16 protein-coding genes and 1 pseudogene are annotated in these 18,931 nt (G+C 50.0%); 8 read left to right on the top strand and 9 right to left on the bottom strand.

Translation table 11 applies throughout. The annotated features are described in order from the left end of the window. Window positions 1-40 precede the first annotated feature (40 nt). The 4 genes from BQ6873_RS03960 to BQ6873_RS03945 are packed head-to-tail and all read right to left on the bottom strand — an operon-like array spanning window position 41 to window position 2,858. Window positions 41-310 (bottom strand): BolA family protein, encoded by a 270-nt coding sequence (locus BQ6873_RS03960; RefSeq protein ID WP_076591487.1) that lies wholly within the window; start codon window positions 308-310, stop codon window positions 41-43. Continuing rightward, window positions 307-927: a septation protein A gene (locus tag BQ6873_RS03955; RefSeq protein ID WP_076591486.1), complete on the bottom strand. Its 621-nt coding sequence runs from the start codon at window positions 925-927 to the stop codon at window positions 307-309. Before BQ6873_RS03955 ends, BQ6873_RS03960 begins: the two co-directional genes overlap by 4 nt. 12 nt (window positions 928-939) lie before the next feature. Continuing rightward, window positions 940-1,347 (bottom strand): peptide-methionine (R)-S-oxide reductase MsrB, encoded by a 408-nt coding sequence (msrB, locus tag BQ6873_RS03950; RefSeq protein ID WP_076591485.1) that lies wholly within the window; start codon window positions 1,345-1,347, stop codon window positions 940-942. Next, window positions 1,344-2,858: a protein adenylyltransferase SelO gene (locus BQ6873_RS03945; protein ID WP_076591484.1), complete on the bottom strand. Its 1,515-nt coding sequence runs from the start codon at window positions 2,856-2,858 to the stop codon at window positions 1,344-1,346. Before BQ6873_RS03945 ends, msrB begins: the two co-directional genes overlap by 4 nt. Window positions 2,859-3,088: 230 nt before the next feature. Between BQ6873_RS03945 and BQ6873_RS03940 the strand changes: the two genes are divergently transcribed. From BQ6873_RS03940 to BQ6873_RS03920, 5 genes are all read left to right on the top strand, one after another. Continuing rightward, on the top strand, window positions 3,089-4,324 hold the full coding sequence (locus BQ6873_RS03940) for a branched-chain amino acid ABC transporter substrate-binding protein (protein ID WP_076591483.1): 1,236 nt from the start codon (window positions 3,089-3,091) through the stop codon (window positions 4,322-4,324). Window positions 4,325-4,421: 97 nt separating this feature from the next. Beyond that, window positions 4,422-5,369, top strand: a complete 948-nt coding sequence (locus BQ6873_RS03935; protein WP_076591482.1) for a branched-chain amino acid ABC transporter permease — start codon at window positions 4,422-4,424, stop codon at window positions 5,367-5,369. Then, window positions 5,366-6,640 carry a branched-chain amino acid ABC transporter permease gene (locus BQ6873_RS03930; protein WP_076591481.1) on the top strand — a complete coding sequence of 425 codons (1,275 nt, stop codon included), beginning with the start codon at window positions 5,366-5,368 and terminating at the stop codon, window positions 6,638-6,640. Before BQ6873_RS03935 ends, BQ6873_RS03930 begins: the two co-directional genes overlap by 4 nt. Next, window positions 6,637-7,404 (top strand): ABC transporter ATP-binding protein, encoded by a 768-nt coding sequence (locus BQ6873_RS03925; protein ID WP_076591480.1) that lies wholly within the window; start codon window positions 6,637-6,639, stop codon window positions 7,402-7,404. The genes BQ6873_RS03930 and BQ6873_RS03925 overlap by 4 nt, the downstream gene beginning before the upstream one ends. After that, window positions 7,401-8,102 (top strand): ABC transporter ATP-binding protein, encoded by a 702-nt coding sequence (locus tag BQ6873_RS03920; RefSeq protein ID WP_076591479.1) that lies wholly within the window; start codon window positions 7,401-7,403, stop codon window positions 8,100-8,102. The genes BQ6873_RS03925 and BQ6873_RS03920 overlap by 4 nt, the downstream gene beginning before the upstream one ends. A gap of 100 nt (window positions 8,103-8,202) precedes the next feature. Here the strand turns inward: BQ6873_RS03920 and BQ6873_RS03915 are convergent, their stop codons facing one another. Next, entirely contained in the window at window positions 8,203-9,753 is a 1,551-nt protein-coding gene (locus BQ6873_RS03915; RefSeq protein ID WP_231949265.1) for a sensor domain-containing diguanylate cyclase, read from the bottom strand. 601 nt (window positions 9,754-10,354) lie between these two features. Between BQ6873_RS03915 and katG the strand changes: the two genes are divergently transcribed. Continuing rightward, on the top strand, window positions 10,355-12,529 hold the full coding sequence (gene katG / locus BQ6873_RS03910; protein WP_076591478.1) for a catalase/peroxidase HPI: 2,175 nt from the start codon (window positions 10,355-10,357) through the stop codon (window positions 12,527-12,529). Window positions 12,530-12,660: 131 nt separating this feature from the next. Further along, window positions 12,661-13,020: a glyoxalase superfamily protein gene (locus tag BQ6873_RS03905; RefSeq protein ID WP_076591477.1), complete on the top strand. Its 360-nt coding sequence runs from the start codon at window positions 12,661-12,663 to the stop codon at window positions 13,018-13,020. A gap of 64 nt (window positions 13,021-13,084) precedes the next feature. Here the strand turns inward: BQ6873_RS03905 and BQ6873_RS17985 are convergent. The 3 genes and pseudogenes from BQ6873_RS17985 to BQ6873_RS03890 form a co-directional block, all read right to left on the bottom strand. Continuing rightward, window positions 13,085-13,216: pseudogene (locus BQ6873_RS17985) on the bottom strand (helix-turn-helix domain-containing protein); the annotation flags it as partial. Further along, window positions 13,189-13,935, bottom strand: a complete 747-nt coding sequence (locus BQ6873_RS03895; protein ID WP_076591475.1) for an MgtC/SapB family protein — start codon at window positions 13,933-13,935, stop codon at window positions 13,189-13,191. The gene BQ6873_RS03895 and the pseudogene BQ6873_RS17985, both read right to left, overlap by 28 nt. 17 nt (window positions 13,936-13,952) lie before the next feature. Next, entirely contained in the window at window positions 13,953-15,173 is a 1,221-nt protein-coding gene (locus BQ6873_RS03890; protein WP_076591474.1) for a DUF2252 domain-containing protein, read from the bottom strand. 491 nt (window positions 15,174-15,664) lie between these two features. Here BQ6873_RS03890 and mqo point away from each other — a divergent pair, with 491 nt between their 5' ends. Continuing rightward, a complete protein-coding gene (gene mqo, locus BQ6873_RS03885) occupies window positions 15,665-17,299 on the top strand; it encodes a malate dehydrogenase (quinone) (protein ID WP_076591473.1) in 1,635 nt (544 codons plus the stop codon). Window positions 17,300-17,471: 172 nt separating this feature from the next. Here mqo and cls read toward each other — a convergent pair whose 3' ends face one another. Beyond that, window positions 17,472-18,848: a cardiolipin synthase gene (cls, locus tag BQ6873_RS03880; protein ID WP_076591472.1), complete on the bottom strand. Its 1,377-nt coding sequence runs from the start codon at window positions 18,846-18,848 to the stop codon at window positions 17,472-17,474. Window positions 18,849-18,931: the final 83 nt, after the last annotated feature.

Genomic DNA, 18,931 nt, shown 5'->3' with positions numbered 1-18,931 from the left:
ATTTTATTAGAGAGTGACAGCTATTAATTTTTGGCGCGCGTCAGACTTCGGATGGCGCTAAAGCAGTAATGGCTAATGCATGTATTTCTTTGTGCATCATGTCATCGAGACAATCATACACCAGCCGATGGCGATTTATACGGCTCTGCTTTTCAAATTGCGTGGAAATAATACGCAGCCGGAAATGCCCACCACCAGAGGCCGCGCCTGCATGACCAGCATGCAATGCGGATTCGTCCTCCAGTTGACATTCCAGTGGCGTAAAAGTTTCCATCAACCTTGCTCGAATGGTGTCCATCCTTGTACTCATTGCGGTTCTTTCACGTGTTTAGACAAGAGCAGGCTTTGTACAACGATGAAAGCAATCATCAATCCCATGCCACCGAACAACTTGAAATTTACCCAAGTTGCGGTAGAGAAGTTGAAGGCGACATACAGATTAATCAAGCCCATCGTGATAAAAAAGGCAACCCAGGACAAATTAACGCGATGCCAGATGCCTTCCGGCAAGGACATTTGCTTCTCCATCATGGAGCGAATCAGGTTTTTCTTGAGGAAAATCTGGCTGAACAAGAGGGCCGCAGCAAAGCACCAGTAAAGAACGGTTGGCTTCCATTTGATAAAGGTTTCATTGTGGAAGTAAATCGTGGCGCTACCGAAGACGACGATGATGGCGAGTGAGAGCCACAAGGTCTTGTCGATTTTTCTACCTCTTGCCATCAGGTAGCCGATCTGGAAGACGGTCGCAATGATGGCGATGGCAGTTGCCAGCAGGATAGGTGCTTGCGTTGCAGTCACCAGACCATCGGAAACCACGCCCGACAGATATTGCTGGCCGAAGGCTTGCGCTGCTTCGGTATTACCTTCGCCCCATTTAAAGACGCCGAAGAAGAGAATGACGGGGAATAGATCGAACAGGAATTTCATTTCAACATAGCCTTATTTCAAATCGGGAGCTGGATCGAAGCGTAACGATGCAGAATTGATGCAGTAACGCAGGCCGGTTGGTGGCGGGCCGTCATTGAAGACGTGACCCAGATGTGCATCGCATACATTGCAGATGACTTCTGTGCGGATCATGCCATAGGCGCGGTCAATTTTTTCTTTGACGTTGGCCGGGTTCAGCGCCTTGAAATAGCTGGGCCAGCCGCAGCCGGAATCGAATTTGGTGTCGGATGCGAACAGCGGCGTATTGCAGCAGACGCAGGTATAGATGCCGAATTCATGATGATCCCAATAGCGTCCGGTGAAGGGGGCTTCGGTCGCAGCATGACGTGTGACGTCATATTCTTCGTCATCCAGCATGGCGCGCCATTCGGCGTCGGTTTTGATTACTTTGTCTATCATGATGAACAACTCACTTCCAGATCGTTGGCCCAGTCGGGCGGTAAGGCGGCATATTTCTCGTTTTCCGGCTGTTCGTCAAACGGTTTTTCCAGCACTTGCAGTAGTTTTTGTACTTCAGAGAAGTCTTTATTCTGCGCTTTTTCGATCGCGACTTGTGCGAGGTAGTTGCGCAAGATGTATTTTGGGTTGACCGCATCCATTGCAAGCTTGCGCTCGCTGTCTATGCTGTTTTCCTGCTGCAAGCGTGCGCCGTATTGTAGCGCCCAGGCATCGTAGGCGGCGCGGTCAATAAATAGATCGCGTAAAGGCTCTTGCGTTTCGCTGTCTGCGATTTGTACATTGCCTAGTTGACGGAAGAAAGTCGTGAAGTCGACATGACTTTCTTGCAAGATGCCAAATAATCCGTCGAACAGCTTTCTGTCATCAGATTGCTTGGTCTTCAGACCGAGTTTTGCACGCATGAGTTCTTCAAATTTTTCTGCGAACGCCGGCTTGTAAATTCTGAGGGCAGCTTGCGTTTCATCCACGTCGCCTATCAACGGCAGCAAGGCTTGGCCTAATGCGTAGCAATTCCATTCGCCGATTTGCGGTTGGCGTGCATATGAGTAACGACCTTGTTGATCAGTGTGATTGCAAATGTGCGTGGCATTGAATGCTTCCATGAAGCCGAACGGGCCGTAATCCAGCGTCAGGCCGAGGATAGACATATTGTCGGTATTCATCACGCCATGCATAAAGCCGACGGCTTGCCAGTGCGCGATCATCTGTGCAGTGCGTAGCGTTACCTCGGTCAGCAAGGCTTTGTATGGATTGTCGCTGCTACGAAATTCTGGGTAAAAATTATCGATGACATAATCGGCCAGCGTCTTTAATTCGTCGTGTTTTTCGTTGTAGAACCAATGTTCGAAGGAGCCGAAACGCACGAAGCTTTGTGCCACGCGGGTGGCGACGGCAGCGGTTTCACGTTGTTCACGCATGACGATTTGATCCGAGCCGGTGACGCAGAGCGCACGCGTGGTGGGGATGCCCAGTGCTGCCATCGCTTCCGAACAGAGGAATTCGCGTATCGACGAGCGCAATACTGCGCGGCCATCGCCCATGCGCGAGTAAGGCGTCAATCCCGCACCTTTCAATTGCAATTCAAGCCTGCCGGATGGATAAACATTGGGTGCAGGAACATCGCCGAGCAAAATGGCGCGACCATCGCCCAGTTGGCCAGCCCAGACGCCGAATTGATGGCCCGAATAGACGGCCGACAATGGTTTTGAATTATCTAAGATCCGATTGCCAGTGAAGGTCTCAATAAAGGCCTCAGTGTCGACTTCGGAAAAATCCAGCCCTATCAATGCCGCAGTCGATGCGCTGGCGCATACCAGATACGGATTCGGTAAAGGCGTAGGCATCAATGCGGTGTAATGCGCCGGTGGCAAGGCTGCAAATGAATTACCTATCGGTAAATTGTCCATGCTGCTCATGTGATCGGTGGGGTACGGCGGTTTTGGGGCATTCATCTAAATTCCTTGAGCATCTGCGTGATCAATCGCGTATTGTCGATCGGCATGGAGTGCGTATGTGCTTGTCTGCTGCGCATATAGCTGCGAGCGTAAAACGCGTATTTTGACAGAGAAGAGAGAATGAGATGTATCTGGGAGCAAATTGCCAAGCCCTTGCCCTTGGGCAAATCAAATATCCCATGTTTATGGTATAAAACCATCACTCTTGTACAAATGGCATGTAATCAATGACTATTCGCGTTTCTTCTCTTCTCCTGACCGCTGCCTTCTCATTTTCTGCTTCCCACGCGCTGGCGGAAAATGTTCGGATTGCTTTCATCGATCCACTCTCAGGACCATTTGCGCCTGTCGGTCAAAATCTGTTGCGTAGCTTCCAGATGCTGGCAGAGCTATCGAATGAAAAACAATGGGGCGGAAGTAATACAGTTGAGGTGGTTGGCTTCGATAACAAGGGTAGTCCGCAGGAATCACTGATTCAGTTGAAGTCTGCAATCGATCAGGGCTATCGCTACATTACGCAAGGTAATGGTTCTGGTGTCGCACTGGCGCTGATCGATGCGGTGAATAAACACAATGAGCGCAATCCGGGCAAGGAAGTACTGTTCCTGAATCATTCGGCTGGTGATCCCGCGCTGACAAACAGTAAATGCAGCTTTTGGCATTTTCGCTTCGATGCGAACTCGGAAATGAAGATGGAGTCGCTGACCACCTTCATCGCCAAAGATCCGAAGATCAAGAAGATTTACGTCATCGGACAGAATTACGCACTGGGTCAGGAAGTCTCGCGTTCAACTCGCGCTTATATGGCTCGCAAGCGACCGGATGTGCAAATTGTCGGTGACGATCTGCATCCTATCGGGCAGGTAAAGGATTTCTCACCATATGTGGCGAAGATGAAGGCTTCTGGCGCAGATACGATCATTACCGCCAACTGGGGCGCCGATCTGGCTTTGCTGATCAAGGCTGCGCGGGATGCGGATCTGAAAGCCAATTTCTATACCTTCTACGCTGCGACGACCGGTGTGCCGACTGCCATGGGTGCAGCCGGACTGGATCGCGTCAAGTACGTGGCTTACTGGAACTTGAATAACGAGAGCTATGCGGGCAAGGACATCATCGAGAATTTCAAGAAGAAATATAACGATGATTATTACGCGATGGCGTCCTATACAGTGATGGCCATGCTGGGCAAGGCATTCAAGGAGGCCGGCTCGACCGATCCATTGAAAGTGGCGTTGGCGATGGAAGGCATGAAAGTAAAAAGCTTGAACGGCGATGTGGAGATGCGCAAATCCGATCATCAGGCGCAACAACCCTTGTATATTGCAACCTGGGTGAAGCAGAACAAAACCGATGTGAAGTTCGATCAGGAAAATACCGGTTATGGCTGGCGCACCGATCAAAAGATCGATGCTTATGTGGCGGCACAGCCGACATCGTGTCAGATGAAACGGCCACGCTAATTAACGTGATGTCTGCACCGCAGGACATCTTTCCTTCCAGAATATCAACGACAAATCGATCTCGTCCATCCGTGATCGAACAGGAGAGAGCAGAGTTGTGGAATTTACGCTGATCTCATTGCTGAACGGTTTGAGCTACGGATTGCTGTTGTTCATGCTCTCATCTGGGCTGACGCTTATCTTCAGTATGATGGGCGTACTGAATTTCGCGCATGCCAGCTTCTACATGATAGGTGCGTACTTCGCCTATAGCATTAGTACGGTCACGGGTTTCTGGCCGGCGTTGGTGCTGGCACCGCTGGCGGTTGGTTTGCTCGGTGCACTGGTCGAGCGTTACGGCTTGCGCACCATCCATAAGTACGGGCAGATTCCCGAGTTGCTGTTCACTTTCGGTTTGTCGTATGTGATCGTCGAAGTAGTGCAACTGATCTGGGGCCGTGTCGCCGTGCCTTACGAGATACCGGCAGAACTGCAAGGTTCGCTCTTCACGCTGTACACCACCACCTTCCCGATTTATCGCGCCTTCATGATGCTGATTGCCATCCTGATGCTGCTGGCGATCTACATTACCTTGACGCGTACCCGCATAGGCTTAGTGATACAGGCGGCATTAACGCATCCGCAGATGGTCGAGGCGCTTGGTCATAACGTACCGCGTGTATTTATGTGGGTATTTGCCGGTGGTTGCGCATTGGCGGGTTTGGCTGGTGTGATAGGCGGCAATGCCTTCGTGACCGAGCCGAATATGGCACATGCCGTTGGCAGCATCATCTTCGTTGTCGTCGTCGTGGGTGGCATGGGTTCGCTGGGCGGCGCATTGTTGGCTTCACTGTTGATAGGCGTGTTGCAAACGTTTGCCGTTGCGCTGGATTACTCGTTGCTGAATGTGTTGGCGCCGCTCGGTGTGAACGTGAATGAAACGACATTCGGCTATAGCGTGATGAAGCTGACGATTTCGCAGATTGCACCTATCTTGCCGTATCTCTTGTTAGTGCTTATTTTGATCTTCAGGCCTAAGGGCTTGTTGGGTACGCGGGAATCTTGAGCGTGCGTACATCTTTCAATATCAGCCGTTGGATAGTCTGGGGCGGTTTCGCACTCATCCTGTTGATTGCACCCTTAGTCTTCAGCAAAGGCGCATCGCTATCGGTGTTGTGCCAGATGGGCACTTTCATTATTTTTGCCTTGTCGTACAACATGCTGTTGGGGCAGGGCGGCATGCTGTCCTTTGGCCATGCGGTGTATTCAGGATTGGGCGCGTTTTGCGCTATCCATGCGATCAATCTGGCGACGGCAGGCAGCTTGTCTATTCCGATCACGCTGATTCCTTTGGTCGGCGGGATTGCCGGACTTTTCTTTGGTGCACTGTTCGGTTACGTCACGACGAAAAAATCAGGCACTACCTTTGCCATGATTACGCTGGGTATCGTGGAGCTGGTTTTCGCCTGTTCACTGATGTTTCCTGGCTTCTTCGGCGGTGAGGGTGGAATTTTCACGAATCGCGTGATAGGTCAACCTTTCTTCGGTATCACTTACGGCCCGCAGATAGAGGTCTATTACCTGATCGCATTCTGGTTGTTTATCAGTACGGTAGCGATGTTTGCATACACGCAAACGCCGCTGGGTCGCATGATGAATGCAGTACGCGACAATCCTGAACGTGCGGAATTTGTTGGTTACGATCCGCAATGGGTGCGTTATATGACGCTCATGCTGTCGGCATTCTTTGCCGGTATCTCTGGTGGTTTGACGGTGATCAATTTTGAAATCGTCAGTGCCGAGAATGTGAGCGCTTTGCGTTCCGGCCTCATTCTTCTATTCACTTTCATCGGTGGTATCGGTTTCTTCTTCGGTCCTATTCTGGGCACGATAGTTGGCGTGTTTTTGACTGTAGTGCTGTCCAATTACACGAGTGCATGGCAGCTTTATCTGGGTGTCTTCTTCGTTTTGATCGTGATGTTTGCGCCTGGAGGAATTGCGGGCGTGATCATGCAAATGGTGCGTTTGGTGAAGTATGGGCAATTTCAACCCTTGCTGCCGCAGCTTGCGATCGCAGCGCTGGTCTGGTTATTGATTACATGCGGTTTCGTGCTGATGGTCGAGATGCTGTATCACCTGACCATGGACGCAGCACACGGTAGCGTGGTGAATTTTTTTGGCTTGATGATCGATGCGGAAGGAATGCGCGGCTGGCTGTGGGCTGTTGCATTGATCGTTATTGGTTTCTCAGCATGGTTGCGTGTGCGTGGGAAATTGCGAAGTACGTGGAGCGCAGTCCATCTTGAAATTGAAAATATGCAGCAGGTGCAATCATGAGCAGCTTTGCACTTGAACTGATAGATGTACACAAGAGCTTTGGCAAGGCGGAAATCATACGCGGCGTCAATTTGCAGTTGCCGCAAGGTCAACGCTTCGCTTTGATAGGGCCGAATGGCGCGGGTAAATCGACCTTGTTCAATTTGATCTCTGGCCGTTTTCCAGTTACTGGCGGCGATATCTTGTTGAATGGTTCAAGCATCGTCAGACGCAAGCCTTATGAAATTAATCGACTCGGCTTGTCGCGCAGCTTCCAGATCACGAATATCTTCCATCGCCTGAGTGTGTATGAAAACCTGCGTTGCGCTGTACTGTGGTCACTTGGTTATCGCTATTCATTCTGGCAAAGACTGAATGGTTTGAAAGATGCGAACGAACGCACGGAGCATGTGCTGGAAGAAATCGGTTTGCAGGCGCGTCGTCATGTCGAAGCTGATTTACTAACGTATGCAGAACAGCGCGCACTGGAAATCGGTATCACGATCGCCGGTGGGGCGAATGTGATTTTGCTGGATGAACCAACTGCGGGTATGAGTCGTTCTGAATCTGATGCGGCAGTCGAGTTGATACACAAGGTAACAGTAGGCAAAACCTTGTTGATGGTCGAGCACGATATGGATGTGGTGTTTGGCCTGGCAGATCAGATTGCGGTGCTGGTATATGGTGAAATCATTGCCTGCGATACGCCGGGCAATATTCGCAATAACGCATTGGTACAGGAAGCCTATCTGGGCAACACGATCACAACGGCAGGTGCACTATGAGCGCGCTGCTGGAAATCAAAAATCTGAATGCCTTTTACGACAAGAGTCATGTGCTGCATGGCGTTGATCTTGTCATCAATCAGGGCGAGATAGTCAGTCTGCTGGGACGCAACGGCGTAGGGCGTTCCACTACGGTAAAAGCGGCGATGGGTTTGGTAGCCGCGACGGGCTCGATACGCTTTAAAGGTGAAAAAATCCTTGGCCTGAAAACCTTCCAAATTGCACACAAGGGTTTGGGCTATGTGGCGGAAAGCCGCGATATCTTTCCAACGCTGACGGTTGCGCAAAACCTTTTGCTTGGTGAAAAGAAGGGCACGCAATCGCGCTGGACGACAGACGATATGTACCAACTGTTTCCGCGCTTGAAGGAACGTCAGCATGTGCAAGCTGGCGTGCTCTCTGGCGGCGAGCAGCAAATGCTAGCCTTGTGCCGCACGCTGATGGGTGATCCCGATTTGATCATGATTGACGAACCAACCGAAGGCTTGGCACCGCAAATGGTGGCCTTGGTTGCTGAATTCTTGAAAGAACTGGTGAAGCGCGGCGTATCGGTTTTGCTGATAGAACAGAAGCTCGCGATTGCGCTGGAAATCTCGCAACGCGTCTATGTGATGGGACACGGAAAAATCGTGTTTGAGGGAACGCCGCAAGCCTTGCAGGCAGATGCCGCAATCAGACAGGAATGGTTGGGAGTCTGAACGGCGTATAAGGCATAGCTAACTTGCCCTTGCATGATAGCCATCAGGCACGAGGCCAATTTTCTATGCAGCGGTAAACGTGGTTTAAGCGCTCAAAGGCTTATGTCGTCTCACTCAACGACACGCGATTGCGGCCTTCTGCCTTGGCCACATACAGCGCCTTGTCTGCGATACGTATCAAATCCTGAGGGGTACTGTTGCGTAGGGGCGTGATGGCTGCAGCGCCGGCACTGATACTGACGATGCCGCCTGCGTTAGATGTATGCGTGAGTCCTAGATCAAGGACTGCGCAGCGTATCCGTTCTGCGACCGAGACTGCGCCGTGGGCACTGGTGGCGGGGAGTAATACTGCAAATTCTTCACCACCGTAGCGTGCAACCAGATCGCCAGGACGTGCAGGTATGGACATCAATGCCTGCGCAATTTTTTTCAGGCATTCATCACCTTGCAAATGGCCGTAAGTGTCGTTGTACTGTTTGAAGCGATCGACATCAAGAATGATCAGCGCAAGCGGTTCTGCGTTGCGCATGGCACGTGCATATTCTGCCTCTAGTGCCACGTCGAATCGACGGCGGTTTGCCAGGCCAGTCAAGCCATCTTGTAGCGCCAATGCGGCGAGCTCTTCATTTTTTCTTTCCAGATCTTCTTTTGCTTTTCCCAGTTCAGTTTGGGTTTGTTCTTCTATGGCGATCTGACGTGCCAGACGCAATCCCAGGAACCAGAGTAAAGCAATCACCAAACTGGCGCCTGCTGCCAATCGCATGGTTTGATGCCGCCAGTTGGCAAGAATTTCTTTTTTCGATAAGGCGGCCGAAATAATAAGGGGATAGGCGTCGAGATGACGATAGCTGTACAAACGTTCGATATTGTCGACTTTGGCTACAAGCATCGCGCTCCCTGAAGGCTGTCCGTTGGACAGATACTCCTGATAAAGCGGGCCTTTTGAGAAGTCTTTACCGATGATTTCTTCATTGAATGGATTACGTACGAGTAAGGTACCGGTGTCACTTAATAGTACGATCGCACCTGAATTCCCAATATCAAAACTCTCATAAAAAGATCTGAAATAAGCCATTTCGACGGTTGCCAACATGACGCCGGCAAAGCTGCCGTCGGGGTGATTTAATCTGCGTGAAATGGTGACTATCCAGTCGCCGGTTGAACGGCTGCGTACAGGTGGGCCGATGTGCGGGCCGCGATCGCTGGAGTTGCGGTGATAGATGAAGTATTCGCGATCCGCGTTATTCAAGTGCTTCATCAGCTCCTGCTGCGAATTGACCACCCATCGCCCTGTTTCGTCATAGACAAAGAGCCCGTGTAAGAGGGGGATTTCTGATACGCGCTGTTGCATGAATTGATGTATGCGTTCGAGATGAGGCGCATCCAGTTTTTCTGTTTCCAGAATTTCGACCAGACCGACGATCACATTATCGACACTGCCTATGATGTCGTTGGCGTTCTGTGCCAATGCGCGCGTCATGTTGGTGGTGGATGTCTCTGCCTGCCGCAGCACCGTGACACGCGCATTCCAGCTATTCCACACCATGAACGCGACAAAGAAAAATGTCACCAGGATGCCAAATGCAAGCGCAGCGCGTTTGAGCGAGTGCTTCTTTGCTACAGGGCTTGTGGGAGAGGGTTGCTTGGTCAAATCGCGTACCGGAGGGAAAACCGGTGAATTATAGCGTACCGAGTTTTGCCTCCTTCTCCACTCACTCTTGGAGCAAGATGTGTTGTGTATAGCGGAGTACCAAATACATGTCGTTAGAATCATAAAAACTATCGATTCCATAAAATCAATCAATTTTCCATTAATTGTCTTTCTCCTTACACTGCACTCATCGATTCTTAACCAAGAAGGAAGTGACATGGACGATAAGCGATCCGAGTTGTCCCGTTTGTCAGCGCATCCGGTATTGCTGTTGCCGACAACGAAAATTCCATCACTCGACTCTTACTCTGGGTTAAGTTACAGGTAGCTTGGGATAGTCACTGTCTATTAGATATAGTTAAACAACAAAATTCTATTTCTAATAGTTTTTGCATAAACTTTGCAGGTCGTCACTATTCAGGAGTCTGTATTGTCCCGTTCTCTGTTTCAGTCGTCATCGTCGTTTTGGCTGGAAGTCCTGGCCGCTTTGGCGCAAGCTCATTGAGCGGGATATCGAGCAGTGGTTTGTAGCGGTTCATTCTTTTTTCATCAATTCTTAGCGGTTCATTTTGAACCGTGATAACTCAAAGGAGACTCCGTCATGTCAACCGAAGCCAAGTGCCCATTCCATGCCGCCGGTGGTGGTACGACCAATAAAGACTGGTGGCCTAACCAGTTGCGTGTTGACTTGCTGCACCAGCATTCCAACAAGTCTAATCCACTGGGTGAACAGTTCAATTACGCCGAAGAATTCAAGAAGCTCGACTACAAGGCACTGAAGGCTGATCTGATCAAATTGATGACGGACAGTCAGGATTGGTGGCCAGCCGACTTCGGCCACTATGGCCCGCAGTTCATACGCATGGCCTGGCATGCAACAGGCACATACCGCACCATGGACGGACGCGGTGGCGGTGGGCGCGGTCAGCAGCGCTTTGCGCCGCTCAATTCCTGGCCCGACAACGTGAACATCGATAAGTCGCGCCGCCTGCTGTGGCCGATCAAGCAAAAGTACGGTCAGAAAATTTCCTGGGCTGACTTGCTGGTTCTGACTGGCAATGTGGCGCTGGAATCTATGGGTTTCCGCACTTTTGGTTTTGCTGGTGGGCGCGCGGATGTGTGGGAACCAGATACAGATGTGAACTGGGGTGCTGAAACCACATGGTTGGGCACGGACAAACGTTTCCACGGCGACCGCGAGCTGGATGAGAACCTGGCTGCGACGCATATGGGTCTGATTTATGTGAACCCGGAAGGCCCGAACGCCAGTGGTGACTATATGGCTGCGGCCAAGGACATTCGTGCCACTTTTGGCCGCATGGCGATGGACGATGAGGAAATCGTTGCCCTGATTGCTGGTGGCCACACCTTTGGTAAATCCCACGGCGCAGCGCCCGAGTCGCACAAGGGGCCTGAGCCTGAGGGCGCATCGATAGAAGCGCAAGGTCTGGGCTGGATCAGCAACTTCGGCCAGGGACATGGCAAGGACACCGTTTCTAGCGGTCTGGAAGTGACCTGGACCAAGACGCCGGCGCTGTGGAGCAATAACTTTTTTGAAAATCTGTTCAAGTATGAATGGGAAATTACCAAGTCGCCCGCTGGTGCGAAGCAGTGGGTGGCCAAGGATGCCGAAGACATTATCCCGGACGCGCACATCAAGGGTAAGTTCCACAAGCCGACGATGCTGACCACCGATTTGACGCTGCGTTTTGATCCCGAATTCGGCAAGATTTCCCGCCGCTTTTTTGAAGACCCTCAAGCTTTTGCCGAAGCCTTTGCGCGTGCCTGGTTCAAGTTGACGCATCGCGATATGGGTCCGCGTGCACGCTATCTTGGTCCTGAGGTACCGAAGGAAGAGTTGATCTGGCAAGATCCGATTCCAGCAGTGGATTACAAGCTGGTGGATGCCGCTGACGTAGCTGCGCTCAAGGCCAAGTTGCTGACCTCGGGTTTGTCGGTAAGTGAGCTGGTTGGTACAGCGTGGGCTTCGGCCTCGACTTTCCGTGGCTCGGATAAACGTGGTGGTGCCAACGGCGCGCGTATTCGTCTGGCACCGATGAAGGATTGGGAAGTCAACCAACCTGCACAACTGGCCAAGGTACTCAAGACGCTTGAGGGCATACAGGCTGACTTCAACAAGTCGGCTGCAGGCGGCAAGAAGATTTCATTGGCCGATCTGATCGTGCTGGCAGGCAGCGCCGGGGTAGAGCAGTCAGCCAAGGCTGCAGGCGTGAGCGTGACGGTGCCATTCACACCGGGGCGTAACGATGCGCGGCAGGATCAGACCGATGTGGATTCCTTCGACGTGCTTGAACCACGGGTTGACGGTTTCCGTAATTACGTCGGCAAGAAGTATGCTGTGCCGACCGAAGTATCGTTGATAGACAAGGCACAGTTGCTGAATTTAACTGCGCCCGAACTGACGGTGCTGATCGGTGGCTTGCGCACGATCAACATCAACGTTGGCGGCGTCAAGCATGGCGTGTTCACCAAGACGCCGGGCGTGTTGAACAACGACTTCTTCGTCAACTTGCTCGATATGGGCACGCAGTGGAAGCCGCTGGCGACTGATGCTGAGGTGTTTGAAGGTCGCGATCGCAAGAGCGGCGATGTCAAGTGGACGGGCACGCGGGTGGACCTGGTCTTTGGTTCCAACTCTGTGTTGCGTTCTGTGGCTGAGGTGTATGCCGAATCTGATGCGAAGGAAAAATTCGTCAATGACTTCATCACAGCCTGGGTCAAAGTGATGAACGCGGATAGATTCGACTTGGCGTAACGGTATCTTGACTAGTTAGACTGAGTTGAAAAAATGAAAGCGGTGCATCTGTCATGGGTGCATCGCTTTTTAATTTGTACGCAATTAAAAATCAGCCATAATCGCCATTCGTATAATCCTGATGAACTGCCATGCAAATATCCTCCGCCATTCCCATCATTCGCATCTTTGACGAAGCCAAAGCGAAAGAGTTTTATCTCGATTTTCTCGGCTTCACAACTGATTGGGAACATCACTTTGGGGATAACTTCCCTTTATATCTGCAAATAAAGCGCTCGGATTTGATTTTGCATCTGAGCGAACATCATGGCGATGCAACGCCAGGCTCCGCGATTTTCATTCCTATTGATGATATTAATACCTTGCACACGGAACTTTTAAACAAGGATTACAAGTATGCAAAACCTGGCGTACAAGATTTACCTTGGGGCCGCATGATGGATATTGCCGATCCGTTTGGTAATCATCTACGCTTTTGTCAGCAGGTTTGAGAAAACGCTTGAAGCGCTACTCGTCTCAAGTTCGATTAAGAACAATGCACTCATATAAGATCCAGCGATCAAGATAGGCTGGTTCGATGATGTAGCGACGCAGATAGCGTCTGATGGTATTGCGAGAGATACCCAGTCGATTGGATATCTCCCTTAGTGATACTTGCTTTAGTTTCGTGCGTGAGTGAGCTGGAATCCCGTAAGATTTTTGATTTCTTTCAGTTGCTGGGTCAACTGAGTAATCGCTTCTCCACGCGTGTGGCTGACCATAGTGGCAATAAAACGCCATTCAATTTTATGATCACTTTGGATTACAGACAGTGATTGTTGGGCAATCACATATCCGTGCGATTTAGCGAATTGATACAGCACATCTGTATCAGGAACTTCGTCATGATTGAACTCCAAGACAACAGCAATTCCCTCTTGCGAAGGTAATAGATTTTCAAACTTGCTGCCGTAAGCCATGCAGGCACTAGACAGTAATGAAAGACCGATGGCGGCAGGGTAGAGTTCAAGTCCCACTAAAATCCCGATTGCCGAAGATGCCCAAATGGAGGCTGCCGTGGTGAGTCCGTGTGTTGAATATTGCTCATGTACGATCACGCCCGCGCCCAGGAATCCAATGCCGGTCACTATGCCCTGAATCACATGCGTAGGATCAGGTGCTGCGATCAGCGTAGAACGCGCACCAAACCAGACATCCGGGTGCCCAAGAACAGCAACCAACGCTGCTGATGCCATGCAAACCACACCATAGGTGCGCATACCTGCCGCATGGCCATGATAAAAACGTTCGTAGCCTACTAATGCTCCCAGTATCAAGGCCGCTAATAACGTAAAGCAAAGGTGAATGCTGGCATCCAGGATGGGCCCTGACCAGTACACGGAAAAAGCGTGATCGAATGAAGACATAAGTGAGTTGGTTAGCACTACCGTTTTAAAGAATCTTCACCAGGGCCAAACAAGCCGGCATCGTATGCTTCGCAATATGTACGCCAGTCATCTTGGACTTGATCTGCGAGTTCATGGCAAATGGAAAGCAAATTATTACGCCATTTTTTCCGTCCTGAAAAATCAATGAGCGTGTCAGCGATCGCTGAACCTTCACGTCCCGAACTACGTAATTGTGCCCATGCTACGCATTCCCCCATCACTTTGACAACACCGATTAAATGATCGATGTGATGTTCTTGGCCTGTGAGCGGGACGCGATCTTCCGTTGGCTGTAAAGCGCGCAAGACATAGGGCTGGTCTTGAATTTCAACTGCGTGCAAGAAGGCGATGGAAACTGCCTGCATTCTTTTCTGTAACGTGACGACACGCTCTGCATGACTTTTCCATTTGGGCTGAAGATGCTCTAAATGCTTTGCGATAGATGAGGGTAGGGCTTGCTTCAAGTCGAGCAAATAGTTTTGATTAGGCGAACCTTTTCCTTCCACCAAAATCGCATAACGCGCAACACCAAGGCTCCCTGTTCCAGCAACGCGACGTGCGATATCAATGACCTTGTAAAACTCCGGCTTATCTTGCGTTCGCGCGAAGCTTTGCATAAAGCGATGGATCTGATGTCGCTCTATATCTGAAATCGGTAATAGTTTTTTTCCATCGACGCGAAAATGGCGTTGGCCTTTTTTATTTTGTGTTCTCTTGTTCAGGAAGTCGAGTCGTGAGCGTAGGCGTACTTGCTCTAGCAGCTCACGAACTAAGCCGGAAGAAGTTTCTCTTTCTACCCATCTGGCTTTGCCTGTGGCGAGTGCATCGACGTAGGCAGTTATAAATTCTTGGGCAAGGATATTTGCATCCGTATTTGACAAACCAAGTAAGGGAACGCCGACGAGTATGCTGACTATCAGTCGAGATAGTTCCCACGGTATTGGAGCGAGTACGGCTTCATCGAAATCATTGATATCGAAATAAGCGAGTCTGTTATCACCTTTGTAGCTACCTAAATTCTCGATATGCAAATCGCCGCAACACCAGACCAAAGGTGACGATTTAAACATCCCGCTCTTAGGTAGTCGGTCATAGAACAAGTGGCAAGTTCCACGCAAAAATACGAATGCGTCAGTACGCATCGCGGCGTACTTCATCGCGAGTCGTTCCGGATCACGCCCTTGATTTGCCTTGCGTATGCGATTGACGACTTTCATGCGACTTCCTTGATCGGATTGTAAAAATACGAATCAAACGTGAAATCAAATCTTTCCGGCTTGGCTCTAAGTTATCAGACTTTGACTCACCTAAAGAGCAATTAAATGGGGCTGAGTAATATTTTGGCGATACCTGAGGTGAAGCTTCGATGAGTCTTCGTTTGACCTGGACTTAGGGCTGCGGATGTTAATTGCCGGATGGCGTGACTGTTCGCAGGCTAGCGGTTTTCAGCGAAAACTTTGTTGATCCTTCAGCAAAAGTTGAAGTGGTAGTAAAATTATGCACGTCTATATTAAGACGAGTTTCCACTCGGAAATTGATTGCCTAATTGATCACGATTTGGTCGCATTTGACTCTCGTGGTGCTCCTGTGACTTGCTGCATCAGTACTCTGATGATCAGACTATGTCCTCATGTTTTCTATGCCACGTACACCGTTACATAGCGAGCATGAAAAATGGATGTCATTTTTAATGAACGTGGATTAAATAATGTTTAAAAAAAACTACCTTGCCTTATTGGCTTTTGCTTTGTCTCTGGTTGTCATGCCTGTGCATGCAGCAGAAGTCAAAAAAGTAGATGTCATGCTCATCGGCGGCGGCATCATGAGTGCAACCTTGGGTATTTGGCTCAATGAGTTGGAGCCAACCTGGTCCATGGAAATGGTCGAGCGACTTGATGGTGTTGCCAAGGAAAGCTCGAACGGTTGGAATAATGCAGGTACCGGTCACTCAGCTTTAGCCGAACTGAACTACACGCCGGAAAACAAAGACGGCAAGGTCGAGATTGCCAAGGCTATCGAAATCAACGAAGCGTTCCAGATTTCACGCCAATTCTGGGCATGGCAAGTCAAGAACGGTATCTTGAAAAATCCTCGCTCCTTCATCAATTCAACGCCGCACATGAGTTTTGTGTGGGGTGACGAGAACACCAAATATTTGAAGAAACGCTACGAAGCGTTGCAAGCCAGCCCTTTATTCAGAGGCATGCAGTACTCTGAAGATCCTGAGCAAATCAAGAAGTGGGTTCCGCTCATGATGGAAGGACGTCCAGCGAATCAAAAGATCGCTGCTACATGGACACCTATCGGCACGGACGTGAACTTTGGCGAGATCACACGCCAGTTCGTCGGCACGCTTCAAACGAAACCGAATTTCTCCCTGAAGCTTTCCAGCGAAGTGCAAGACATCACGCGTAATGCGGATGGCACATGGCGTATTGCTTACAAGAATCTGAAGGATGGCACGAAGACACAAACTGATGCCAAGTTCGTGTTCATCGGTGCTGGCGGCGGTGCTTTGCACTTGCTGCAAAAGTCAGGCATTCCTGAAGCCAATGAATATGGTGCATTCCCTGTTGGTGGCTCCTTCCTCGTTACCGATAACCCAGCTATTGCTGAACGCCATTTAGCCAAAGCGTATGGCAAGGCATCAGTCGGTGCTCCTCCGATGTCGGTTCCGCATCTGGATACGCGTGTACTGGATGGCAAGCGCGTTATTTTATTTGGACCATTTGCAACGTTCTCTACCAAGTTCCTGAAGGAAGGTTCGTATCTGGATCTGTTCACGAGCGCGACTACGCACAACGTTTGGCCTATGGTGCGAGTTGGTGTTGAGCAGTATCCACTGGTTGAATACCTGGCTGGTCAACTGATGTTGTCTGACGACGATCGTCTGAAAGCATTGCAGGAATATTTCCCGAATGCGAAAAAAGAAGATTGGCGTTTGTGGCAAGCCGGTCAGCGCGTACAGATCATCAAACGCGATGAGAAAAAGGGCGGCGAGCTGAAATTGGGCACCGAGGTTGTTAGTTCCAAGGATGGCAGCATCGCAGGTTTGCTGGGTGCTTCTCCTGGTGCATCGACTGCAGCTCCTATCATGCTGAACGTGCTTGAAAAAGTGTTCAAGGATAAGGTCGCGACACCTGCTTGGCAGAGCAAGATACGCCAGATTGTTCCGAGCTACGGCACCAAGCTCAACGACAGCCCTGATAAGGTTTATCAGGAATGGGTATATACCAGCCAGATTCTCCAGTTGACACCGCCTCCTGCAATTGATCGCACGGTGGTTCCACAGGCTGCACCTGCGCGACAACCTAAGAATGAGCCTGCTGATCTGGCACTGTGATGTTTACTTGTTCGATACTTGAGCCTCGAGTCGTATAGTTGGCACTCAAGATTGAGCAATCGTTATAAAAAAATCCTACTCATGAAAATGAGTAGGATTTTTTTTGAGGTAATCGATGTGAACTTACTTGGAATGATTTGACGTTGTCGAAGCGAACTTGATGACGACACTTCTATAACCAATATTCCAAACGTCGCGCCATCCACTCGCGCATGCGATCCGAGAACGGACGTTGCGCCCATTGTTCAGCAGTGATTTCTACTGAGTTACTCAAATCTTCGTTGAATGCACTTTCCATTACATCGCCAAAACTCTTATCCAGTGTAATCAGATTGACTTCGTTATTGTGCAAGAAGCTGCGCATATCGAGATTGGTGGAACCAACGGTTGACCAATAACCATCGATGACGGCAGTCTTTGCGTGCAGTACCGATGCTTGTAGTTCAAATATGCGTACGCCGCTAGCAAGCAACTCGGTATAAAACGAACGTCCCGCATGCATAACCAGTCCCGCGTCAGAGATGCCGGGAAATACCATCTTCACATCGACACCACGCTTGGCTGCATCGGTAAGCGCTTGTATCAATTGCACATCCGGAACGAAGTAAGCATTGGTAACGTGTATGGATACTTTTGCTTCCTGCATCGCGAGCACATAGGCTTTGTACACTGCGTAATCACCGTCGGGTACGCTGGCGATGACGCGCACGATTTTTTTGCCCATGGGTTTTAACGGCGGGAAGTAATTCCGTTCAGCGAGATTATCTGGCTTATGACTTACCCATGTTTGCATGAATAGCCATTGGAACGACGCGACTGCGGGTCCTTCTACTTGTATATGCGTATCACGCCAACCTAGATCGACATTGTCTTTTTTACGTGAACGAAATAGTGATTTGGATGAGTAATCGCTGGTGATATTAATGCCGCCGGTGAATGCAATCACGCCATCGACGACTAGAATCTTGCGATGATCGCGATTATTCAAATGCCAGGAGAAGAGCTGCTTGAATGGATTGACTGGATTGAATTCGAGTAAGTTGATTCCACTGTCGCGCAGTTGCTGGAAAAATTCTGGTGGTGTGCCGATGGAGCCTATGCTGTCATAAATAATGTTGACCTGTACACCTTCGCGCTGCTTCTGCATCAGTAGTTCCGCGAACTCCTTGCCCAAGGCATCTTGATTGAAAATATAGGTTTCCAGATTGATGTGATTTTTAGCATTTTTGATGGCAGCAAGCATGGCTGCCATTGTTTCTGGGCCGTCATTCAGCAGCGTGAGTTTATTGCCTGCGATGAGTGGACTGCCGGTCGCGGCTTCTTCCAGCGCTGCCAATTCAGGCAATTTGACATTGTCGCTACGCAAGCGTTTTGCCAGCAAGGATTCTGATTTTTGTTTGGATAGATTGCCTTGGCTGGTTTGTATCGTGATGGAGTCTTGCGGTGTCAATGATGTTTTTAAATAGCGTACATCAGGCAGCGAGGCGCAAGCCGTGAGCGAGAGGCACAGCGCGATCAGAGCTGGTCGAATAAGGAATCGAATGTGCATCACTATTGCATTCTCTGTATGGGAGCCGACAAGGCGAAAATATAGTCAAGCTAGTATGACGCCAAAATATGACAAAGTGATAT

It is taken from the genome of Herminiimonas arsenitoxidans, from assembly GCF_900130075.1.
GTDB classification, from domain to species: domain Bacteria; phylum Pseudomonadota; class Gammaproteobacteria; order Burkholderiales; family Burkholderiaceae_D; genus Oxalicibacterium; species Oxalicibacterium arsenitoxidans.
The sequence above is the reverse complement of the archived record's forward strand: the minus strand, read 5'-3'. Positions and strand labels throughout refer to the sequence as shown.

What these genes read in the sequence shown, in the direction of transcription:
- BQ6873_RS03920 (WP_076591479.1), top strand. Translation starts at nt 7,401, where the DNA reads ATGAGCGCGCTGCTGGAAATCAAAAATCTGAATGCCTTTTACGACAAG.
- mqo (WP_076591473.1), top strand. Translation starts at nt 15,665, where the DNA reads ATGTTTAAAAAAAACTACCTTGCCTTATTGGCTTTTGCTTTGTCTCTG.
- BQ6873_RS03945 (WP_076591484.1), bottom strand. Translation starts at nt 2,858, where the DNA reads ATGAATGCCCCAAAACCGCCGTACCCCACCGATCACATGAGCAGCATG.
- BQ6873_RS03905 (WP_076591477.1), top strand. Translation starts at nt 12,661, where the DNA reads ATGCAAATATCCTCCGCCATTCCCATCATTCGCATCTTTGACGAAGCC.
- msrB (WP_076591485.1), bottom strand. Translation starts at nt 1,347, where the DNA reads ATGATAGACAAAGTAATCAAAACCGACGCCGAATGGCGCGCCATGCTG.
- BQ6873_RS03925 (WP_076591480.1), top strand. Translation starts at nt 6,637, where the DNA reads ATGAGCAGCTTTGCACTTGAACTGATAGATGTACACAAGAGCTTTGGC.
- BQ6873_RS03895 (WP_076591475.1), bottom strand. Translation starts at nt 13,935, where the DNA reads ATGTCTTCATTCGATCACGCTTTTTCCGTGTACTGGTCAGGGCCCATC.
- katG (WP_076591478.1), top strand. Translation starts at nt 10,355, where the DNA reads ATGTCAACCGAAGCCAAGTGCCCATTCCATGCCGCCGGTGGTGGTACG.
- BQ6873_RS03940 (WP_076591483.1), top strand. Translation starts at nt 3,089, where the DNA reads ATGACTATTCGCGTTTCTTCTCTTCTCCTGACCGCTGCCTTCTCATTT.
- BQ6873_RS03955 (WP_076591486.1), bottom strand. Translation starts at nt 927, where the DNA reads ATGAAATTCCTGTTCGATCTATTCCCCGTCATTCTCTTCTTCGGCGTC.
- cls (WP_076591472.1), bottom strand. Translation starts at nt 18,848, where the DNA reads ATGCACATTCGATTCCTTATTCGACCAGCTCTGATCGCGCTGTGCCTC.
- BQ6873_RS03890 (WP_076591474.1), bottom strand. Translation starts at nt 15,173, where the DNA reads ATGAAAGTCGTCAATCGCATACGCAAGGCAAATCAAGGGCGTGATCCG.
- BQ6873_RS03960 (WP_076591487.1), bottom strand. Translation starts at nt 310, where the DNA reads ATGAGTACAAGGATGGACACCATTCGAGCAAGGTTGATGGAAACTTTT.